This window comes from Pseudohongiella sp., assembly GCF_011050365.1.
Taxonomy (GTDB): Bacteria; Pseudomonadota; Gammaproteobacteria; order Pseudomonadales; family Pseudohongiellaceae; genus Pseudohongiella.
In genome coordinates this window covers 25,358-44,121 of the sequence record NZ_DRFV01000015.1, presented here as the reverse complement: position 1 = coordinate 44,121, position 18,764 = coordinate 25,358, and the positions used below count along the sequence as shown (strand labels likewise).

General features: G+C 54.0%; 18 protein-coding genes. 1 reads left to right on the top strand and 17 read right to left on the bottom strand.

The features are described 5' to 3' along the window. Positions 1-142: 142 nt before the first annotated feature. From acpP to ENH71_RS11830, 7 genes are all read right to left on the bottom strand, one after another. Complete coding sequence (gene acpP / locus ENH71_RS11860) at positions 143-376, bottom strand: acyl carrier protein (protein WP_058021632.1); 234 nt, start codon at positions 374-376, stop codon at positions 143-145. Positions 377-605: 229 nt separating this feature from the next. After that, a complete protein-coding gene (fabG, locus tag ENH71_RS11855) occupies positions 606-1,352 on the bottom strand; it encodes a 3-oxoacyl-ACP reductase FabG (RefSeq protein ID WP_294129960.1) in 747 nt (248 codons plus the stop codon). 52 nt (positions 1,353-1,404) lie between these two features. After that, positions 1,405-2,343, bottom strand: coding sequence for an ACP S-malonyltransferase (gene fabD / locus ENH71_RS11850; RefSeq protein ID WP_294129962.1), 939 nt, complete (start codon positions 2,341-2,343; stop codon positions 1,405-1,407). Positions 2,344-2,387: 44 nt separating this feature from the next. Next, entirely contained in the window at positions 2,388-3,401 is a 1,014-nt protein-coding gene (gene plsX, locus ENH71_RS11845; protein WP_294129964.1) for a phosphate acyltransferase PlsX, read from the bottom strand. 2 nt (positions 3,402-3,403) lie between these two features. Beyond that, positions 3,404-3,583 carry a 50S ribosomal protein L32 gene (rpmF, locus tag ENH71_RS11840; protein ID WP_294129966.1) on the bottom strand — a complete coding sequence of 60 codons (180 nt, stop codon included), beginning with the start codon at positions 3,581-3,583 and terminating at the stop codon, positions 3,404-3,406. A gap of 68 nt (positions 3,584-3,651) precedes the next feature. Beyond that, a complete protein-coding gene (locus tag ENH71_RS11835; RefSeq protein ID WP_294129967.1) occupies positions 3,652-4,215 on the bottom strand; it encodes a YceD family protein in 564 nt (187 codons plus the stop codon). A 73-nt stretch (positions 4,216-4,288) separates the two neighbouring features. Further along, on the bottom strand, positions 4,289-5,251 hold the full coding sequence (locus ENH71_RS11830) for an RluA family pseudouridine synthase (RefSeq protein WP_294129969.1): 963 nt from the start codon (positions 5,249-5,251) through the stop codon (positions 4,289-4,291). A gap of 200 nt (positions 5,252-5,451) precedes the next feature. On the opposite strand from ENH71_RS11830, the gene argS reads away from it, so the two are divergent. Further along, on the top strand, positions 5,452-7,188 hold the full coding sequence (gene argS / locus ENH71_RS11825) for an arginine--tRNA ligase (protein ID WP_294129971.1): 1,737 nt from the start codon (positions 5,452-5,454) through the stop codon (positions 7,186-7,188). A gap of 304 nt (positions 7,189-7,492) precedes the next feature. Here argS and htpG read toward each other — a convergent pair whose 3' ends face one another. The 10 genes from htpG to lpdA all read right to left on the bottom strand — a co-directional run bounded on the left by htpG (position 7,493) and on the right by lpdA (position 18,683). Continuing rightward, complete coding sequence (htpG, locus tag ENH71_RS11820) at positions 7,493-9,406, bottom strand: molecular chaperone HtpG (protein WP_294129972.1); 1,914 nt, start codon at positions 9,404-9,406, stop codon at positions 7,493-7,495. 120 nt (positions 9,407-9,526) lie between these two features. Further along, positions 9,527-10,885, bottom strand: a complete 1,359-nt coding sequence (locus tag ENH71_RS11815; protein WP_294129974.1) for a tetratricopeptide repeat protein — start codon at positions 10,883-10,885, stop codon at positions 9,527-9,529. 3 nt (positions 10,886-10,888) lie between these two features. Then, positions 10,889-11,497 carry an energy transducer TonB gene (locus ENH71_RS11810; RefSeq protein WP_294129975.1) on the bottom strand — a complete coding sequence of 203 codons (609 nt, stop codon included), beginning with the start codon at positions 11,495-11,497 and terminating at the stop codon, positions 10,889-10,891. A 3-nt stretch (positions 11,498-11,500) separates the two neighbouring features. After that, on the bottom strand, positions 11,501-11,911 hold the full coding sequence (locus ENH71_RS11805; protein ID WP_294129976.1) for an ExbD/TolR family protein: 411 nt from the start codon (positions 11,909-11,911) through the stop codon (positions 11,501-11,503). A gap of 32 nt (positions 11,912-11,943) precedes the next feature. Continuing rightward, complete coding sequence (locus ENH71_RS11800; protein ID WP_294129977.1) at positions 11,944-12,465, bottom strand: MotA/TolQ/ExbB proton channel family protein; 522 nt, start codon at positions 12,463-12,465, stop codon at positions 11,944-11,946. A gap of 9 nt (positions 12,466-12,474) precedes the next feature. Further along, the gene (locus ENH71_RS11795; protein WP_294129978.1) at positions 12,475-13,869 is read right to left on the bottom strand and encodes a MotA/TolQ/ExbB proton channel family protein; all 1,395 of its coding nucleotides are present in this window, start codon (positions 13,867-13,869) and stop codon (positions 12,475-12,477) included. Continuing rightward, entirely contained in the window at positions 13,866-14,657 is a 792-nt protein-coding gene (locus ENH71_RS11790; RefSeq protein ID WP_294129979.1) for a DUF3450 domain-containing protein, read from the bottom strand. Before ENH71_RS11790 ends, ENH71_RS11795 begins: the two co-directional genes overlap by 4 nt. Positions 14,658-15,160: 503 nt before the next feature. Then, the gene (gene sucD / locus ENH71_RS11785) at positions 15,161-16,033 is read right to left on the bottom strand and encodes a succinate--CoA ligase subunit alpha (protein WP_294129980.1); all 873 of its coding nucleotides are present in this window, start codon (positions 16,031-16,033) and stop codon (positions 15,161-15,163) included. Beyond that, on the bottom strand, positions 16,033-17,199 hold the full coding sequence (gene sucC, locus ENH71_RS11780; RefSeq protein WP_294129981.1) for an ADP-forming succinate--CoA ligase subunit beta: 1,167 nt from the start codon (positions 17,197-17,199) through the stop codon (positions 16,033-16,035). The genes sucD and sucC overlap by 1 nt, the downstream gene beginning before the upstream one ends. A gap of 32 nt (positions 17,200-17,231) precedes the next feature. After that, positions 17,232-18,683, bottom strand: a complete 1,452-nt coding sequence (gene lpdA / locus ENH71_RS11775; protein WP_294129983.1) for a dihydrolipoyl dehydrogenase — start codon at positions 18,681-18,683, stop codon at positions 17,232-17,234. Positions 18,684-18,764 lie beyond the last annotated feature (81 nt).

The following is an 18,764-nucleotide window of genomic DNA, read 5'->3' as shown; positions in this document are numbered from 1 at the left end:
TCTCCACGTATTTGACCGCGTCTTCCCGCCCGCAGCTATTGTTACGGCCTTCGCCAGGACAATCACACAGATAAACAAAAGCTACTCTAAGTCGGAACCCAGAGTAGCTTTGGTTTGTATCTATCCGATAAGCGGAATGCTGTTACAGGTGCTGATTGATATAATCAATTGCCAGCTGAACAGTGGTGATCTTTTCGGCTTCTTCGTCCGGAATCTCAGTTTCAAACTCTTCTTCGAGAGCCATAACCAATTCCACGGTATCCAAAGAATCAGCGCCGAGATCTTCTACGAATGAAGAGGAAGCTTTTACGTCTTCTTCCTTAACGCCAAGCTGCTCGCAGACAATTTTTTTTACGCGTTCTTCAATGCTGCTCATAACTCTTATTAGCTCCTAGTACTAAGGTTTGTCATGCATTCCGATTAAATTGGTTAAAATTTGACCAACTGAAATAATCTAAAACGCAAGTTTACATGTATTTTGTAGTGCTTGTAATCTTAAACTGGAAAATAATTCACTTGACCAGATTAATTTAATTACTTATCAATGCTTTATTCTTGTAAATTAAACCATCACTTAATCAATAATTATGCCCCCTTGATACCCTTTACGCCATGTACATACCGCCATTCACCTGAATGGTTTCACCGGTGATATAGGCGCCGGCATCAGACGCCAGGAACCCCGCCACCGACGCAATTTCTTCCGGTTTGCCAAAGCGTGCCAACGGAATCTGCACCAACAGTGATTCAATCTGTTTTTCTGTCAATGCGCGCGTCATGTCTGTGTCGATAAAACCCGGTGCAATAGAGTTCACCGTAATGCCACGGGAACCGATTTCGCGGGCCAACGAGCGCGAGAAACCTTCCACGGCCGCTTTTGACGCCGCGTAATTGGTTTGCCCCGGATTACCACTGGATGCAACCACCGAACTGATATTGATGATACGTCCCCAGCGTGCTTTGGTCATGGCCTTCAGGGCAACACGACACACCCGGTACAGCGAATTGAGGTTGGTGTTGATGACACTGCCCCATTCATCTTCTTTCATGCGCATCAGCAGGTTGTCGCGGGTAATCCCCGCATTATTAACCAGTATCAGCGGCGCCGCGCCCAACTCTGCAGCGATCTTCTCCAGTACGGCCTCGACCGCCTCAGTCGAAGACACATCAAGGCAGAACCCTGCGCCTTTGACACCCTGGCTGGCAAAAAATTCCGTGATCGCCTGAGCGCCCTCTTCTGTCGTCGCCGTACCTGCCACGATGGCACCCTGACTTCCCAGTTCTGCGGCAATGGCCCGTCCGATTCCCCGGCTGGCGCCGGTGACCAGGGCTACTTTTCCTGACATGCTCATGTAATGCGTCACTCCCTTGTTGAATCTGCTAACGCTGTTAAAACAATTTCTTTCAGTGAGCCAGCCCGTCGACCGCCTCGGTCAGCGCCGCCGGCGTTTCAGTGCTGAAACAATTGATTTCAGGCTGAATTCGTTTGATCAAACCACCCAGCACCTTGCCTGGGCCGCATTCTACTACTTTGCCAATGCCAAAGTCGCCCATACAGTAGATGGTATCAACCCATTGCACCGGCATGTACAACTGTTTAAGCAGATTGTCGCGTATTTCGCTCAGCTCTTTGCTCGCACGGCCATTGATATTCTGCACCACTGGCAGCTCGGGTTTTTTGAACTCGATCCCCGCCAGGTCGGTGGCCAGCTGCTCTGCCGCCGGCTTCATCAGCGCACAATGTGATGGTACGCTGACATTGAGTGGCAAGGCGCGCTTGGCACCGGCCTCTTTGCATGCCGCCATGGCGCGCTCGACGGCGGCCCTGTCACCAGCAATCACGGTTTGGCCGGGAGAGTTGAAGTTGGCTGGCGCAACAATGCCCTCACCCGCCACACTACGACAAATCTCGTCAATCCGGCTATCTTCCATGCCAATGATGGCAGCCATCGCGCCGACGCCCGCAGGCACCGCCGTCTGCATATACTGGCCGCGCTTATGTACCAGGACAATGGCATCATCAAAACTCAGCACACCGGCACATACCAGCGCCGAATATTCACCCAGACTGTGTCCGGCAAGCATGTCAGGCAGCGGCGCTTTTTGCGCCATCCAGACCCGCCAGATGGCGACCGACGCCGCCAGCAGGGCCGGTTGCGTGAAATGCGTCTGGTCCAGCAAGCCATCAGGGTTGTCCTGGGTAATCTGCCACAAATCAGCGCCCAGCACGTCGGAGGCCTGGGCAAAGGTATCGGTAATGGCGGGATAATCGGCTGCCAGTTCACTGAGCATACCGGCCTTTTGTGACCCCTGGCCAGGAAATACGATTCCAAATTTCTGCATGTTCTGCTCTCGTTCTCTGATCAATCGCGTGTTTCAGTGTAATGTCAGCTCTGCATTTTACCCGCAATAAGAGCCGGCACATTGTCTTCTATCTGTTTAATCGCGTGGTTAATCGCACGCTCAAAACCATCCTGCCGTGCATTGCCATGACTTTTCACGATAATGCCATGTAGCCCAACCAGCGTGGCACCATTGTACCGCGACGGGTTCAGCTCTTTTTGTATATCCTGCAGCAATGGCCGCGCAAGCAAGCCTAACAGTCGGTAATACCAGGTTGATCTGATACTGCCCAATAACAGCCGCTGCATGACCTTGACGGCGCCGGCACTGGTCTTGATGGTGATGTTGCCGGTAAAACCATCACAGACGATGACATCGGCAACGCCATCAAACAGCTGGTTACCTTCTATAAAACCGATGTAGTTAACGTCAGGGCTGTCGCTCAGTAGTGCTGCGGCTTCACGTATCTCCGGCGTACCCTTGTTCGCCTCGGCACCAATGTTCAACAGTGCGACGCGGGCGTGCGGGCGATCAGACAGACTGGAGGCCAGGACCGCTCCCATCAGGGCAAACTGATAAAGCTCCGCTGCGTTATTACTGACATTGGCACCGACATCGAGCAGGTAGCTGTAGCCACCAGAACGGGTAGCAGGCAAAGAAGCCATGATGGCAGGTTTATCGATACCGGGAATCGGCTCCAGTAAATGACGGCCTGCCATCAACAGGGCACCGGTATTACCGGCGCTGACGCAGGCATCAGCGACACCCTGACGTACATGGTCGACGACGATAAACATGGAGGAGTTCCGGCTGCCGCGCAGAACACTTTCCGGGCGAGCATGAGAACTGACAGCGACATCGGTATGAACAATATCGATGCGATCGGCGTTGTTTGCGGATACAGAGCCTAACAAGGGAGTAATCTGTTGCTCATCACCCACCAGCGTTAGCTGCAGATGCGGGTGTGTTTCCAGTGCTGCCAGCGCAGCCGGCACTGTCACCGGGGGGCCAAAATCTCCCCCCATGACATCAATCGCGATGCGCCTGACTTCAGTCAAACTTATTCGTCACCGAGATTCAGTACTTTCTTGCCTTTGTAAAAACCATCGGCAGTCATGTGGTGACGACGGTGAACTTCGCCCGTGGTCTTGTCCACTGACAGAGTTGGTCCTGTCAATGCATCGTGACTACGACGCTGATCGCGACGCGCGCGGGATTTTTTGTTTTGCTGAACGGCCATGCTGAATGCTCCTGATGTCTGAAACTGCTAACAGCTTCACTAATTAACTTCATGTAAAACCCTGATCTCTAGTGAGATTCAGGCTTGTTCTTTAATGTAGCCAGGACTGAAAACGGGCTGCTTGCCTGCTTTTCTTCAGCCTGGTCATTGTGCTCAATACCAACACCCTTCTCCAGCACTTCCTGCATGATAGCGGCGTTGCATTGTTGGTGCGTGCTGACAATCGGCATGCACAGTATCAATTGTTCTTCCACGATGTCTGCCGGGTTCAGTGTCTCTTCGTCACTTAACCAGGGGTCCAGCGATGCCGGCAGATCCTTGGCCATGGCCTCGGTGCTCACCACGGCCAGTTCAAAGCGCTCACTCAGCGTGATCTGCACAGGTTCCAGACAACGCTGACACTGCACATTGACAGTCGCCTGCAGCTCGCCGTCTATGCGGCGGCGGCGATCCTGATCGAAACGAAACATCAGTACCGCGTGCGCCCTGCCCTCACTGTCTGTCAGCATTGCCGACAGATTTTTGAGCGCCTGCAAAGGCACATAACCCTCTACTGTCTGCTCATGCCGGAACGCTTTGCGGGCATCAACAAACGGCAACAGCGGGGACGCAAATTCGAGGGTCTGATCCATAGGCGCGCAATGATAGGGGCACAAAAGGTTTCTGTCAAAAAATTCTGCTCATTTTCGCATATTTTACCGCCTGTTACCGGCGTTTTTCCTCATTCAGCCGGTCGATGAGCGACTTCATCTCATCACGCAGCGGTGCCGACACCGTCATGGCCTGCCCTGACACCGGATGCCGAAAGCACAATTGTGCTGCGTGCAGATTCAGATGCCTGACCGATGCGAAGTCATGGCGCCGATCGAAGGTGTACTTGGTGTCGCCGATAATAGGGTGCCCGGCATACTGACAATGCACCCGAATCTGATGCGTACGCCCGGTGACCGGCATGGCCTCTATCAGGCTGGCCGTGGCAAAAACCTGCAGCCGCCGGAACCGGGTCAGCGCCGCTTTACCATCGGCCTGCACTGTCACAATGCGCTCACCGGCATGAGGCTGATTTTTTTGCAGTGCAACCTTCACTTCATCAAGCGCGTCAGGCCACACGCCATGAACCAGCGCCTGATAGGTTTTCTCCATCACTTTCTGTTTCAAATCTGCCTGTAACAACTTCAAAACCTTGCCATTCTTGGCTATCAGAATGCAACCTGAGGTATCTTTGTCGAGACGATGCACCAGCTCACGAAAGTCCCCTTCCCCGGCCATGGCTCTGAGCGCTTCAATCAACCCCAGTCGCAAACCCGATCCGGCATGCACCGCCAGCCCGGCCGGCTTGTTGATGGCCATCAGGTGTTCATCTTCGTACAGCACACTGTCCCGGAGGAGCTGCACCAGGCTGGCGCCGGGCCTGGCGGCCGGCTCCTGCTCGCTCAGGCGCAATGGTGCCACGCGCACAACATCGCCCGTCACCAGGCGCGAATCAGGCTTGCAGCGCTTCTTGTTGATCCGCACTTCACCTTTGCGAATCAAGCGGTACAGGTGTGACTTGGGCAGTCCTTTCAGGCGGCTGAGCAGGAAATTATCCAGTCGCTGCCCGTCGGCGTGCTCTGACACGTCAATAAGCTGCACCCCGGTCCTGACTCCGTCAGTCTGAGCATGGATCATAGTGGCGCCCCGATGGCCGTGCTGCGCGCCAATTCGCGCAAAGTCCGCGATTATAACACCGGGCCAAACTGTTTACCGGCACTCAGGCGGCGAATGGTGTAAAATCGCGCCTGTTTTCCACCGACCATAACGGATCATCGACGCAAACGTTAACGTCAGCTCAATCAGCTCAGATCATCAGCACAGGACAGGACTAAGCCATGCTTACCATCAGAGAAACACTGGAAGCCGGTATCACCAAGGCACTGGTCAAAGTGACCGGACAAAGTGACGCCAAAGCACAGGTCATTTACGCGACGAGAGCCGAGTTCGGCGACTATCAGGCCAACGGGGTCATGTCAGTGGCGCGGCAATTGCGTACCAATCCGCGTGAACTTGCCGTCAAGGTGGTAGCAGAAATCGATTGTGGCAACCTGCTTGCCAAAGCGGAAGTCGCCGGCCCCGGCTTTATTAACCTGTTCCTCAGTACCGACGCGCTGGCTGAACGTGCCAGCGAGTGCCTTGACGATGCCGCCAAACTGATTCTGCCGGTAAACAAGCCGCAAACCATTGTGGTCGACTATTCCAGCCCCAACCTGGCCAAGGAAATGCACGTCGGTCACCTGCGCGGCACCATTATTGGCGACGCCATCGTCCGCATCCTCGAGGCCCTGGGCCATTGTGTTATCCGACAGAATCATGTCGGTGACTGGGGTACCCAGTTCGGCATGCTGATTGCGCACCTGAAGACCCTGAGTGATGACGATAAAGCACTGGCCAACAATCTCTCCGACCTGGAAGTGTTTTATCGCGAGGCCAAGCAACGCTTCGATGCCGACCCGGCGTTTGCCGAGCTGGCACGCAGTTATGTTGTGCGCCTGCAGCGCGGTGACCCGGAGTGCCTGGAGGCCTGGCAGCGCTTTATTGATGAATCGCTGCGTCATTGCGAGGAAGTCTACGAGCTGCTCGGCGTGAGCCTGCAGCGCAGCGACCTGTGCCCGGAGAGTTTTTACAACAACGATCTGGCGGAAATCGTTCAGGAACTCGACAACAAAGAGTTGCTGACCCGGTCGGAAGGCGCCAACTGTGTTTTTCTGGAAGAGTTCACCGGCAAGGACGGCAACCCGCTGCCAGTAATCGTACAGAAAAGCGACGGCGGGTACCTGTACGCCACCTCCGATCTGGCAGCCGTCAGATATCGTTGCCATACCCTGGGCGCTGACCGTGTGTTATACGTGGTGGATGCGCGCCAAAGTCTGCATTTTCAACAGGTGTTTGCGGTGGCAAAGCGCGCGGGTTTCGCGCGCAGTGACAGTCATCTGGAACATATCGCTTATGGCACCATGATGGGTGAAGACGGTAAACCTTTCAAAACCCGCAGCGGTGACACCGTCAAACTGCGGGATTTGCTGGATGAATCCGTGCGTCGCGCATTTGCGCTGGTCAGCGAAAAGAACCCCGACCTGCCCGAAGCCGACCGCCAGCAAATTGCCGCTACCGTTGGCATTGCAGCGGTGAAATATTCTGACCTGTCAAAGAACCGCACCAGTGATTACATCTTTGACTGGTCCAGCATGCTGTCGTTCGAAGGCAACACAGCGCCTTATCTGTTGTATGCCTACGCACGTATCCAGAGCGTATTGCGTCGCCTGGCAGAGGAAGGCGCAGCGCCCGGAAAACGCATTGTGCTGGATGCCGCCGAGGAGCGTGCGCTGGCGATGAAGGTGCTGCAATTCTCCGAGATTCTGCGTCAGTTGGGGCTGGATGGTTATCCGAACCAGTTGTGCCTGTATCTGTATGAGCTATCGGGTACGTTCATGAAGTTCTACGAAGGCTGCCCGATTCTGAAAGCCGACGCTGAACTCCGACAGTCCCGCCTGGCCCTGGCGGCGTTGACCGCCCAGACGCTGAAGCGCGGCCTTAACCTGCTGGGCATAGAACCTTTAAACCGGATGTGACCGCCAAGGATGGCGGAAATGCCGTTTTTGCAGGAGCAAAAAACGGCGGACCGCGACCCCGCCGCCGACCGCTCCGAGGATGTGTCACCGACAGTAAAGCTCGACATAACTCCACTGCAGTGGAAAGTCTGCACAAGCCTGTCGGGGCTGGATAGCAACTGAAGGGGCTTGTGCGGCAGGGAAGCCGCACAAGAGCCTCCAGGGATGGATCCACGGCGTCCCCTGAAGGTGCTTTCCAGTCACGACAGGCGCTCCCGAAACGAAGCCGTCAGCCGCCAGCCGCCAGCCGTGACAACGTTAGCAGTTAGTCGCAGAGCTCGAGCAACAACTTGTTCAGCTGCCGGCTGAAGCGCGCCGGATCCTCAAGCTCATTGCCATCGGCCAGGCTCGCCTGATCAAACAGCAACGAGATGAGATCGGTAAAACGCTCCTCATCCTGCTCCTTCTCCAGCTTGTTGATCAACGGATGATCCGGGTTCACTTCAAAGATGGGCTTGGTTTCCGGCACCGGCTGCCCCGATGCTTCCATGATACGGCGCATCTGCGCCCCCATGTCATCATCATCCAGTGCCAGGCAGGCGGCCGAATCTGTCAAACGATGACTGACCCGCGACTCTTTGATCCGATCACCGAGTGCGGTTTTCACGCGATCAAGCAAAGGCTTGAAGGTTTCTTCGCGTTTCTCCTGCTCGGCTTTCTCGTCTTCATCGTCCAGCTTGCCCAGATCAAGCTCGCCACGTGTCACATCCTGCAGACTCTTACCGTCAAATTCATTCAGGTGGCTCATGAGCCATTCATCAATACGGTCTGACAGCAACAGAACTTCGATGCCCTTTTTGCGGAATATTTCCAGATGCGGGCTGTTCTTCGCTGCTTTCCCGGAGTCTGCGATCAGGTAATAAATCTTTTCCTGATCCGGCTTCATGCGCGACACATAGTCGTCCAGACTTTGATCCTGACCGTTGGAGTCGGCATGGGTGCTGTTGAACATCAGCAACCTGGCAATTGTTTCGCGGTTGGAAAAGTCCTCGCCCGGCCCTTCCTTCAATACTTGACCGAACTCCTTCCAGAACGTCGCATACTTGTCCTTGTCTTCTTTTTTCAGCTTGCTCAGCATGTCGAGCGCGCGTTTGGTCAGCGCACTGCGCATGGAGTCCACGGCCGGGTCTTTCTGCAGGATTTCGCGGGAAACGTTCAGCGAAATGTCATTGGAATCGACCACACCTTTGATAAAGCGCAAGTACAATGGCAAAAACTGCTCCGCCTGATCCATGATGAACACACGCTGCACATAGAGTTTCAGGCCGCGCACGCCATCACGATTCCACAAATCAAACGGTGCCCGGGTCGGCAGATACAACAGGCTGGTGTACTCCAGCTTGCCTTCTACCTTGTTGTGACTCCAGCCCAGTGGTTTTTCATAGTCGTGAGAGATGTGTTTGTAGAACTCTTCATATTCTTCCGCTTTGATCTCGGTGCGCGGCCGTGTCCACAGCGCCTTGGCATCATTGACCGCTTCAAATTCCGTGGGTTTGTCGCTGGTCTCGGCGCCCTCTTCCTCGGCTTCTTTGGGCTTGGGCATCATCACCGGTATCGCGATATGATCAGCATATTTCTTCACAATCTGCTTCAGGCGATAGCTGTCGGCGAACTCGCGGGAGTCCTCGCGCAAATGCAGTATCACCGTGGTGCCACGGCTGGCTTTCTCGGTGCTTTCTATGGTGTAGTCGGATTCACCGGACGATGCCCAGTGCACGCCTTCGGATGCCGGCGCACCGGCTTTCCGGGTCAGCACCTCAACCTGATCGGCAACAATGAAGGCAGAATAAAAACCCACACCAAACTGGCCGATCAGTTGTGAGTCCTTCTTCTGATCGCCACTGAGTGACTCCAGAAACTGTGCGGTTCCCGAGCGGGCAATGGTGCCCAGGTTACTGACGACATCGTCGCGTGACATGCCAATGCCATTATCGGAAATACTGACCGTGCCAGCTTCCTGATCAAAATCGATAACAACCTTCAAGTCGGTGTCATCTTCATAAATATCCGGCTGCGACAGCGCCTGAAAGCGCAGTTTGTCTGCGGCATCAGATGCGTTAGAAATCAGTTCACGCAGAAATACCTCTTTGTTACTGTAGAGGGAGTGAATCATCAGTTTCAGAAGCTGTTTTGCTTCCGTCTCGAATCCGCGTGTTTCCTTGTTAATGTCCGTTGCCATGTAAACCCCTGCTGCATCAATCCTGGTTAAATAAAAAAACCCGGCAACCTATTCGGCTACCGGGTTCTTTTATTGGGTCGCTAACGCGCTATTTCAAGTCTGCTAACCACAGCGGATGGATCAAGCCTCTCGATAGTACTCGATGGACTCTTCCTTGCGCTGCTGCAGCGTTTCATAACGTGCTTTCGAATTCTCGATGTAGGTCAGGAACTGCCGGGCGTTATCGACCCCCAGATTCTGAGCAGCTCGCGCTGCTGCTGCGGCGTCGTCAAACCGATCCAGTTCGACCAATGCTCGTGCCAGCGATAGCTGCACATCACCCTGATTTTCCAGTCCGCCACGCTGCAATGCTGTTTGCATGGCTTCAACGGCGCTCTCATAATCACGGTTCATCAGGTGGATGTAACCCAGATAATCCCAGGATTCACCATCGTTGGCCAGTTCGGTCAAACGCTCGGCAGGCTCCACAGCGCCTTCAAACTCGGACGCCATGATGTACATCTGTGTCAGACGTCGCAAATTGGACTCGCTCTCTTCCACAATATCCTTTTCGATACCATCTTCCATGACCTCAATGCCACGATAAGGCGCATCGATACCGGCCAGGGATTGTGCCAGAGTCAGGTACTGGGCTTCACTGTCCATGTAACCTCTGACATAGGTCAGTTCCAGCGTTTGCAGGCGCTTTGCATCGTCTTCCAGGAAGCCATAAATCGCTGCCAGGTTACGATACTCGGGTGCCTCGTCAAACAGGGCAATCATGGTGCGAGTGACTTCCAGTGCATTGCGGTAGTCTTCCAGCTCGATATACATCACGTTGAGCAGACCATAGATGTTCTTGCGTAGCTCACCACCTGAAGCACTGACCAAATCCATGTGACTGATCAACAGTGGAATCGCTTCCTCGTAATTTTCCAGGTAGTAGTGGGATTGCGCCAGAATCAGGTAGATAGTGGCATCTTCCTCGGCTGACAGCTCACGCCACTGGTTCAGAATGTCAATGGCCTCCTCAAAACGCTCCTCACTGGCATACAACTGGCCCAGGGAACGCAATGCACGCAAGCGCGCATCTTCACGCAGCTCCTCGATGGTGAGAATACGCTCAAAGGTCAGCAACGCATTGTCGATATCATCAGTCGACATGTAGTAGTTGGTATAGAAATTGAGCAGCGTTGATTTCTCAAAATCGTTCAGCGAGTCATAACGCTCATTCAACTCATCCAGCTCACGCTTGGCTCGCGGAAGATCCGGTTGATCACCCTCTTCCGTCGGATTCATCAACTCGTTGACTTCTGAAATGACCCGGAAAACTCGATCACTCAGCACTTGTGATGAGCGCGTGGGTGGTGGCTGACGGGGACCGTCATCCTCTTCCTGTGCCGATGCCGTTGCGATAAAGGCAGCCTGCCCTACCAGCGTCGACGCGGCAAATGTCATCGCCAACAGGAGCGATTTATATTTGAACTTCATCTTCAACATAAATTACTCCTCCAACTGATAGCGGAACACGTATTGAACGTTGGGCACAGGCACAGCCTCACCATTCACTACGCGGGGCTGAAAGCGGAAACGTTCGGCGGCGCGTATCGACGCTGAGTCGAACATGCCACGAGGTTCCGCATCAATAACTTCAACATTCTCCACACCGCCCGACGCCGTCACGGTAAACGACACCTGACACCAGCCCTCGATACCGCGTTGTGCAGCCCGGGTCGGATATGTCGGCTGAATATTAACCAGTGGCAGCATTTCACCATCGGTCGCACTCAGTCCGGTTGCACCAATATCCAGACCGATATCAAGATCGGCACCACTGGTATCGATACCCAGATTGGCCATATTGTCCATATCGACATTACGGTTTTCCGGTGGTGGTGGTGTTTCTTCAATTTCCTGAATCTCTTCAGGGCGCTCTACGTCACGTATCACTTCCATCTCGATTTCCGGCATGGTCGCATCCACGATGCGAACGACGTTCGCACGTTGATCGAGCTGACTGCCGGTCGCGATCAGGGCCTGCATGAAATAGAACAGCGCCAGTGTGATACCTGCCGCCAGTACCAGAGAAATCAACCATCGAATTGCAATCATTGTTTAATTCTCCGTTGAAATGGACACTGATGCGATGTTGGCATCGCGTGCAGCTTCCAGGATTCTCATGACGTACTGGTTTTCAGCCGCCTCGTCACCCTGGATGACCACAGAAGCATTCGGTGTTTCCGCCAATCGGCGTTCGAACCGGCTTCTGATAAACCGAGCGTCTATCTGCTCACCATCTATCCAGATCTGACCATCTCCGCTGACCGCGATCAGGATCAGGTCCTGGGAGCGCGGCGAAGCGGTGGATGCATCCGGTTTGTTGACATCAATACCGGCCTCGGTGACAAACACCGAGGTCACGATAAAGAAGATCAGCAAGATGAAAACGACATCAAGCATCGGGGTCAGATCGATCTCCCCGGTGTTTTCGTCATCATCGCGTTTCTTCATTAAACCTGTTTTCATTATTATGCCTTTACAGTATCTCTATATTTGATTTAGGACATATGATCTTCAAGAAGTTCCAGGTCACGGTCAACTCGGTGTTTCAACCAGTTGGTGGCAAAAATACCGGAAAGTGCACCTACCATGCCCGCCATTGTCGGGATAGTGGCTTTTGACACACCACCTGCCATGGATTTGGCGTCACCACCACCGGTAAATGCCATAACGTAGAATACTTCAATCATGCCAGTCACCGTGCCCATCAGCCCGAGTAGTGGGCAAACCACTACCAGGGACTCAATCATGGGCAACGACGACTTCAGATCCAGCGACACTTCAGAGATCATCAGGTGGCGGATCTGCTGAGCGCGCCAGGAACGGGTGTCACTGCGACCAGCCCATGTCGCGAGGGTCTGTTTGACCCTCTTGGCATGGGTGGAGTGCAGATACCAAACCCGCTCGAAAATCAGCGACCACTTCACCAGCAGCAGGGCACCGATAATCCAGAGCACCGGCCCACCCCTGTTCATGAAATCCATAATCGCATCATAAAAATCGAGCAGCGCGAAATACATGGTGCCCCCTTACGCCTTGTTACCGGCGGCTTCTGCTTTCCGTGCGATAAGACCGGTGGCCTGCTCTTCCAGGATATGGATGATGCGGTCACTTTTACTCTTAACCCAGGTGTGCATAAGGATACATGGGATCGCTGCAACGATACCGAGTACTGTTGTCATCAATGCCATGGAGATACCACCTGCCATGATGGTCGGGTCACCAGCACCGTATACGGTGATCTGCTGGAACACCTGAATCATACCGGTTACCGTACCCAACAGGCCCATCAGCGGAGCGATGGTGGCGATGATCTTGATCAGCGTCAGGAAACGTTCCAGCGCAGGTGTTTCCTGCAGGATCGCTTCACCCAGCTTCAGTTCCAGTGTCTCGGTGTCAACATTCGGGTTGGACTCGGCAACCAGCAATACACGACCCAGCGGGTTGTTGCCGTTGGCTTTGTCCGACTTGACCTGAGCGTTCACCTTGGCTGCAACCAGCGTCAGCATGAAGGAACGGATAATACCGACCAGCACACCGATGATGCCCAGACCAATAATCATGAAACCGATTTCGCCGGCATTCTGACGAACCTGCTCGGCAGGCGTCGGGAAGTTGATCAGGTTGGCCATCAGGCTGCCACCAACTGCACCCGTCGGATCGATACCGACTTTGGTGAAGCCGCTCTCAGCGTTTTCGAGTTCTGCGGCACGCGCCATAATGTCACCGTTGGGCTGACGTGGCAGCACCTGCAGATGACCGACAGAACCTGTATAAGACAGGTATTCACCGTCGCCGATGGCGTTGAAGGAACCGATACGGGTAATCATACGGTTTTCCTGTTCACCGGATGCCAGGCCCACAGTATCTTCATACTGCACAACACGACCGGCTTCAGTCATTTCCTGCTGCATGTAGAACCAGAACCGCTCGATTTCATCGACGCGAACCTGTTCGGTATCAGAGGCAACACGTTCAATGAACGAGTCCAGGAATTCAGTACGGCCCGGATACTGGGCACTGATCAGCGAGTCATCAAAGACGCTGCGGAAGTCACCGGCAACACCCTGGATGGTACCCAGCAGTTCGTTCAGGTTGGCACGCACTTCACGCAGTTGCGCGCGAGCGTCGGCGAGCAGCTGTCGATTTTCATCGAAAACGCCTTCCAGACGCGCGTTTTCAGCTTCTTCTTCAGCAATACGCTCTCGCGTCTGCTGCAGAATCTGCTCCTGTTGATCCACATTCTGCTGGAAGCGCTGCTCGCGCTCCTGTGCTTCGGCAGACTCGGCAACGCGGTTCTCTTCGACGTCGCGGAGAAGCTGCTCCAGACTCGAGGCCGGTTGTTGCGCAAACACCTGGGTGGATACGGCGAGCATAAGCCCCGTGACGGTAATACCTGCTAATTTGATTATATTATTCTTCACTGTGCTGACTCCGGCGCAACGATTGGTAGGTCAATGATTTCTGGTGCAACGGTACCGCTGGCGACGCTGATACCGGTGCGAATGGCTTCACGGTAAGTGCCATCGTCAAGCGTTACCCACTGACGGGCTTCCGGATCCCAGGCGCCCGTCATGGAGCGGTCCTTGGTCTGGAATGTCAGCGCTATACGCCCAACACGCAATATATCCACGTCCCGCTCAACACCGTCGATAGTCAGTGTGGTCGGATAAGTTTCGCGGGTACGTCCGTAAGCGTTTTCGGTCTGGTACAGAACCAGAATCTGACGGAAGCGTTCCGCGGTAGAGACGTTGGGGTTATCGATCGCGGCTTTCGCAAACTCGATACGGGCCCGACGCGCCTCCAGGTGGAAAGGCATATCCAGTTCCACGAATTGCTCCATACTGGATATCATGCGGTTCATCAGCAGCGGAAGCTCTTGCGTGACGTTACGAACCTCGGCAATGGACTCCGCAATCGTATTCAGATCCTGCTCCTGAATAGCGATTTGGCGGCGCCAGTTGGCGTTGAGCACCATCAGTGCTTCAAGGTTGTCACTTTCCAGTTTGAAATCTTCGAAGAGAGCGCTTGAAGAGTTGGAGAGACGGTTGATGGTCTCCTGAGACCGGGCTGCTGCCGCGTTAGTCTCGTCTACAACATTCAAGGCTCTGTCAATCGTGCTTGTATCAACGTCTTGCGCCTTGGCTGTTCCGATCACTAGCAGGGATGCGAGTGGTACCAGAACCTTGGAATATAATCGACGGTTATTCATGTGCCATCCTGTTATTGTATTAAACACTCTGATGCGAACACCAGACGTGACATCTTTTCTACTTTACCGGCATGCAGCCGTTCAACTTCACACTGGCAAATCTATCCCCGGAAACGAGACCGGGCTGCAAATACCCAAATTACTGCGATCCTTCGGTTTGCAAACTTTGCATTGTCTCTGCTCGCCCTATCTCTGCTCGATCTGTGCCAAATCCCTTGAGATATCCTGCACAAACCCTGCATAAATCAGGCCAGCCAGTTACCAATCGACACGAACGAAAACCTCGTGAGAAAATTGGTAACAAATATCACCAACATCAATGCTGTTTGGCGTAAATTCAGTGCTCCCTGCCGAATTATGTCGATAAGACTAACACAACCCGTTCGAATTTTTGAACCTCCGCAAGCAGATATTTTCTGCCTTCCTCGGCAAACCTGAAGACTGACGCACCGATCCGGGTCAACGGCGTTGGCCGTGCCCATCAGGGGTGCGCCAGATCACCATTACCAGCCAGTGACTTCCTTCAGCGCATCACCGATATCGGCCAGACTGCGTACAGTCTTGACGCCGGCATCCTGCAGCGCTGCAAACTTCTCGTCAGCTGTGCCCTTGCCACCGGAAATAATCGCACCGGCGTGCCCCATCCGCTTACCGGCTGGTGCTGTCACGCCAGCAATGTAAGATACCACAGGCTTTGTGACATGCTCTTTAATATAGGCCGCGGCTTCTTCCTCAGCGCTGCCACCGATCTCACCAATCATCACAATCGCTTCGGTCGCCGGGTCTTTCTCGAACATAGCCAGAATGTCAATGAAGTTGGAGCCCGGAATCGGGTCACCACCAATACCGACACACGATGACTGACCAAAACCGTGGTCGGTCGTCTGCTTCACCGCTTCGTAAGTCAACGTGCCGGAGCGTGAAACAATGCCCACCTTGCCGGGCTTGTGAATGTGACCGGGCATGATGCCGATCTTGCATTCGCCGGGCGTGATGACGCCGGGGCAGTTAGGACCAATCAGGCGCACGCCCAGCTCGTCACACTTGACCTTGGCATCCAGCATGTCCAGCGTCGGTATACCTTCCGTGATACAAACGATCAGTTTGATACCACCGTTGGCAGCTTCCAGAATGGAATCCTTGCAGAATGCTGCCGGTACGTAGATAACACTGGCATCTGCGCCCGTGGCGGCAACCGCTTCACGTACCGTGTTGAATACCGGCAATCCCAGGTGCGTCGTGCCACCCTTGCCTGGCGTCACACCGCCAACCATTTTGGTGCCGTAGGCAATGGCCTGCTCGGAGTGGAACGTGCCTTGTGAACCAGTAAAACCCTGGCAGATGACTTTGGTGTCTTTGTTAATCAGAATGCTCATTATTTACCCTCCGCGGCCTTGACGACTTGCTGGGCAGCGTCGGTCAGACTGGTTGCAGCGATGATGTTCAGCCCACTGTCGGCCAGTGCCTTGGCACCCAGATCCGCATTGTTGCCTTCCAGGCGAACCACAACGGGCACTTTAACGCCAACTTCCTTAACAGCGCCGATAATACCTTCAGCGATCATGTCACAACGAACAATGCCGCCAAAGATGTTGACCAGTACCGCCTTGACGTTATCGTCCGACAGAATGATCTTGAACGCTTCGGTCACACGCTCTTTGGTAGCACCGCCGCCCACGTCGAGGAAGTTGGCAGGCTGTCCGCCATGCAGATTGACGATATCCATGGTGCCCATGGCCAGACCGGCGCCATTGACCATGCAGCCAATGTTGCCATCAAGCGCCACGTAATTCAGTTCAAAACTGGCCGCGTGCGCTTCACGCGGATCGTCCTGTGACGGATCGTGCATCTCACGTAATTTTGGCTGACGGTACAGCGCATTGCCGTCGATGCCGAGTTTGGCATCCAGGCAATGCAGGTTGCCGTCTTCCTTGATGACCAGCGGGTTGATTTCCAGCAGCGCCAGGTCGTAGTCAACAAACAACTTTGCCAGGCCCATGAAAATCTTGGTGAACTGTTTAATCTGATCACCTTGCAAACCCAGCTGAAATGCCAGGTCACGGCCCTGATAAGGCTGTGCGCCGACCAGCGGATCAACCGTTGCCTTCAGAATCTTCTCAGGCGTGTCATGTGCCACTTTTTCAATCTCGACACCACCTTCGGTGGAGGCCATGAATACGATACGACGTGAGGAACGATCCACCACCGCGCCCAGGTACAATTCCTGTGCGATGTCGGTACAGGATTCAACCAGGATCTTGCTGACCGGCTGACCATTGGCATCGGTCTGATAAGTGACCAGGCGCTTACCCAGCCACTGGGCAGCAAACGCTTTGGCATCATCACGGCTTTTGATCAGTTTTACACCGCCAGCCTTGCCGCGTCCGCCCGCGTGAACCTGAGCCTTGACTACCCACATGTCGCCGCCGATCTTGTCACAGGCTTCTGCTGCAGCTTCAGGCGTATCAACAGCGAAGCCTTTGGAAACAGGCAGTCCATATTCAGCAAAAAGCTGCTTGCCTTGATATTCGTGTAGATTCATTCTGTAATTCCTCTGTTATAAAAGCGCATGAATCAATTGCGCTTACGTTTGTTGGCAGCATGGATGGCGTGACCGCCAACGGCCAATGCTGCTTCGTGCACTGCTTCCGACAAGGTCGGATGTGAGAACATGGTCAGGCCCAGATCTTCTGCACTGGCACTGAACTCCATGGCGATCGCTACCTGCTGCACAAGATCGGCCGCACTCGGGCCAATAATGTGTGCACCCAGGACACGGTCAGTTTTAGCATGAGCAATCAACTTGACCAGGCCAGCGGTATCATTGGCGGCCATGGCGCGACCATTGATACTGAAGGGGAAGGTACCAACACTGTATTCAACGCCCTCTTCCTTGAGCTGCTGCTCGGTTTTACCAACCCAGGCAATTTCAGGATGCGTGTAGATAACAAACGGTACCAGGTCATAATTGACCTGGGTTTTCTTGCCCGCGATACGCTCGGCAACCATGACACCCTCTTCCATGCCCTTGTGAGCCAGCATCGGCCCGCGCACCAGGTCTCCGGCTGCATAAACGCCTGCAACTTTAGTGGCGCACTGATCGTCAACCACAACAAAGCCTCGCTGGTCGACTTCAACACCACAGTCCTCAGACAACAGATCCTTGGAGCATGGGCGACGACCGACACAAACAATCAGCTTGTCAAACACGATTTCCTGCTCGCCATCCTTGTCGGTGTAGCTGACGGTCACTGTCTTGTTCTTGCCTTTGCCACCGACCTTGGTGCCAGACACCTTGCTGCCCAGTTTGATATCCAGACCCTGCTTCTCGAAAACCTTTTTCGCCTCTTTCGCTACCTGCTGATCAACGGCGGGGAGGAAATCCTCCAGCGCCTCAATCACAGTGACTTCTGAGCCCAGTCGCGACCAGACACTGCCAAGTTCAAGGCCGATAACGCCGGCGCCGATGACGCCAAGACGCTTGGGCACTGAACTGAATTCAAGCGCGCCAGTGGAATCAACAATGGTTTCCTGATCAACCGGTGCCGGCGGAATCGTGATGGGCTCGGAACCTGCAGCCAGGATGATGTGCTCGCCTTCGATGGTCTGTGTCTTGCCATCGGCATCCGTCACTTCGACCTTTTTATCCTTCAGCAATTTACCGGCACCCTGAATGCTTTCCACTTTATTGTGGGTAAACAGACCTTTTACACCCTGGGTAAGCTGTTTGACGATTTTCGCCTTGCGGTCGATCATTGCCGGCACATCAATCGCCAGTTTTTCCAGTGAAATACCGTGGATTTCGAAACCTTTCTGGGCTTCGGCATATTTGTGCGAAGAGTCCAGCAGGGCTTTGGAGGGAATGCAGCCCACATTCAGGCAGGTACCACCGAAAACCGCTTCTTTCTTGTCATCGTGCCATTTCTCGACACAGATGGTTTTCAGCCCAAGCTGCGCGCAACGTATCGCGGCAACATAACCGGCCGGGCCGGCACCAACAACAACCACATCGTATTTTTTAGTCATAATAATTTCCTGTCCGTTTGTCTTTCAGTTACTGACCCGTGAAACACATGAGCCACAGCGCTGTTCTGGCTGTGGCTCATG

What these genes read in the sequence shown, in the direction of transcription:
- ENH71_RS11815 (WP_294129974.1), bottom strand. Translation starts at nt 10,885, where the DNA reads ATGTTGAAGATGAAGTTCAAATATAAATCGCTCCTGTTGGCGATGACA.
- fabG (WP_294129960.1), bottom strand. Translation starts at nt 1,352, where the DNA reads ATGAGCATGTCAGGAAAAGTAGCCCTGGTCACCGGCGCCAGCCGGGGA.
- ENH71_RS11800 (WP_294129977.1), bottom strand. Translation starts at nt 12,465, where the DNA reads ATGTATTTCGCGCTGCTCGATTTTTATGATGCGATTATGGATTTCATG.
- argS (WP_294129971.1), top strand. Translation starts at nt 5,452, where the DNA reads ATGCTTACCATCAGAGAAACACTGGAAGCCGGTATCACCAAGGCACTG.
- fabD (WP_294129962.1), bottom strand. Translation starts at nt 2,343, where the DNA reads ATGCAGAAATTTGGAATCGTATTTCCTGGCCAGGGGTCACAAAAGGCC.
- lpdA (WP_294129983.1), bottom strand. Translation starts at nt 18,683, where the DNA reads ATGACTAAAAAATACGATGTGGTTGTTGTTGGTGCCGGCCCGGCCGGT.
- ENH71_RS11805 (WP_294129976.1), bottom strand. Translation starts at nt 11,911, where the DNA reads ATGAAAACAGGTTTAATGAAGAAACGCGATGATGACGAAAACACCGGG.
- htpG (WP_294129972.1), bottom strand. Translation starts at nt 9,406, where the DNA reads ATGGCAACGGACATTAACAAGGAAACACGCGGATTCGAGACGGAAGCA.
- acpP (WP_058021632.1), bottom strand. Translation starts at nt 376, where the DNA reads ATGAGCAGCATTGAAGAACGCGTAAAAAAAATTGTCTGCGAGCAGCTT.
- ENH71_RS11810 (WP_294129975.1), bottom strand. Translation starts at nt 11,497, where the DNA reads ATGATTGCAATTCGATGGTTGATTTCTCTGGTACTGGCGGCAGGTATC.
- sucD (WP_294129980.1), bottom strand. Translation starts at nt 16,033, where the DNA reads ATGAGCATTCTGATTAACAAAGACACCAAAGTCATCTGCCAGGGTTTT.
- rpmF (WP_294129966.1), bottom strand. Translation starts at nt 3,583, where the DNA reads ATGGCCGTTCAGCAAAACAAAAAATCCCGCGCGCGTCGCGATCAGCGT.
- ENH71_RS11790 (WP_294129979.1), bottom strand. Translation starts at nt 14,657, where the DNA reads ATGAATAACCGTCGATTATATTCCAAGGTTCTGGTACCACTCGCATCC.
- ENH71_RS11830 (WP_294129969.1), bottom strand. Translation starts at nt 5,251, where the DNA reads ATGATCCATGCTCAGACTGACGGAGTCAGGACCGGGGTGCAGCTTATT.
- sucC (WP_294129981.1), bottom strand. Translation starts at nt 17,199, where the DNA reads ATGAATCTACACGAATATCAAGGCAAGCAGCTTTTTGCTGAATATGGA.
- ENH71_RS11835 (WP_294129967.1), bottom strand. Translation starts at nt 4,215, where the DNA reads ATGGATCAGACCCTCGAATTTGCGTCCCCGCTGTTGCCGTTTGTTGAT.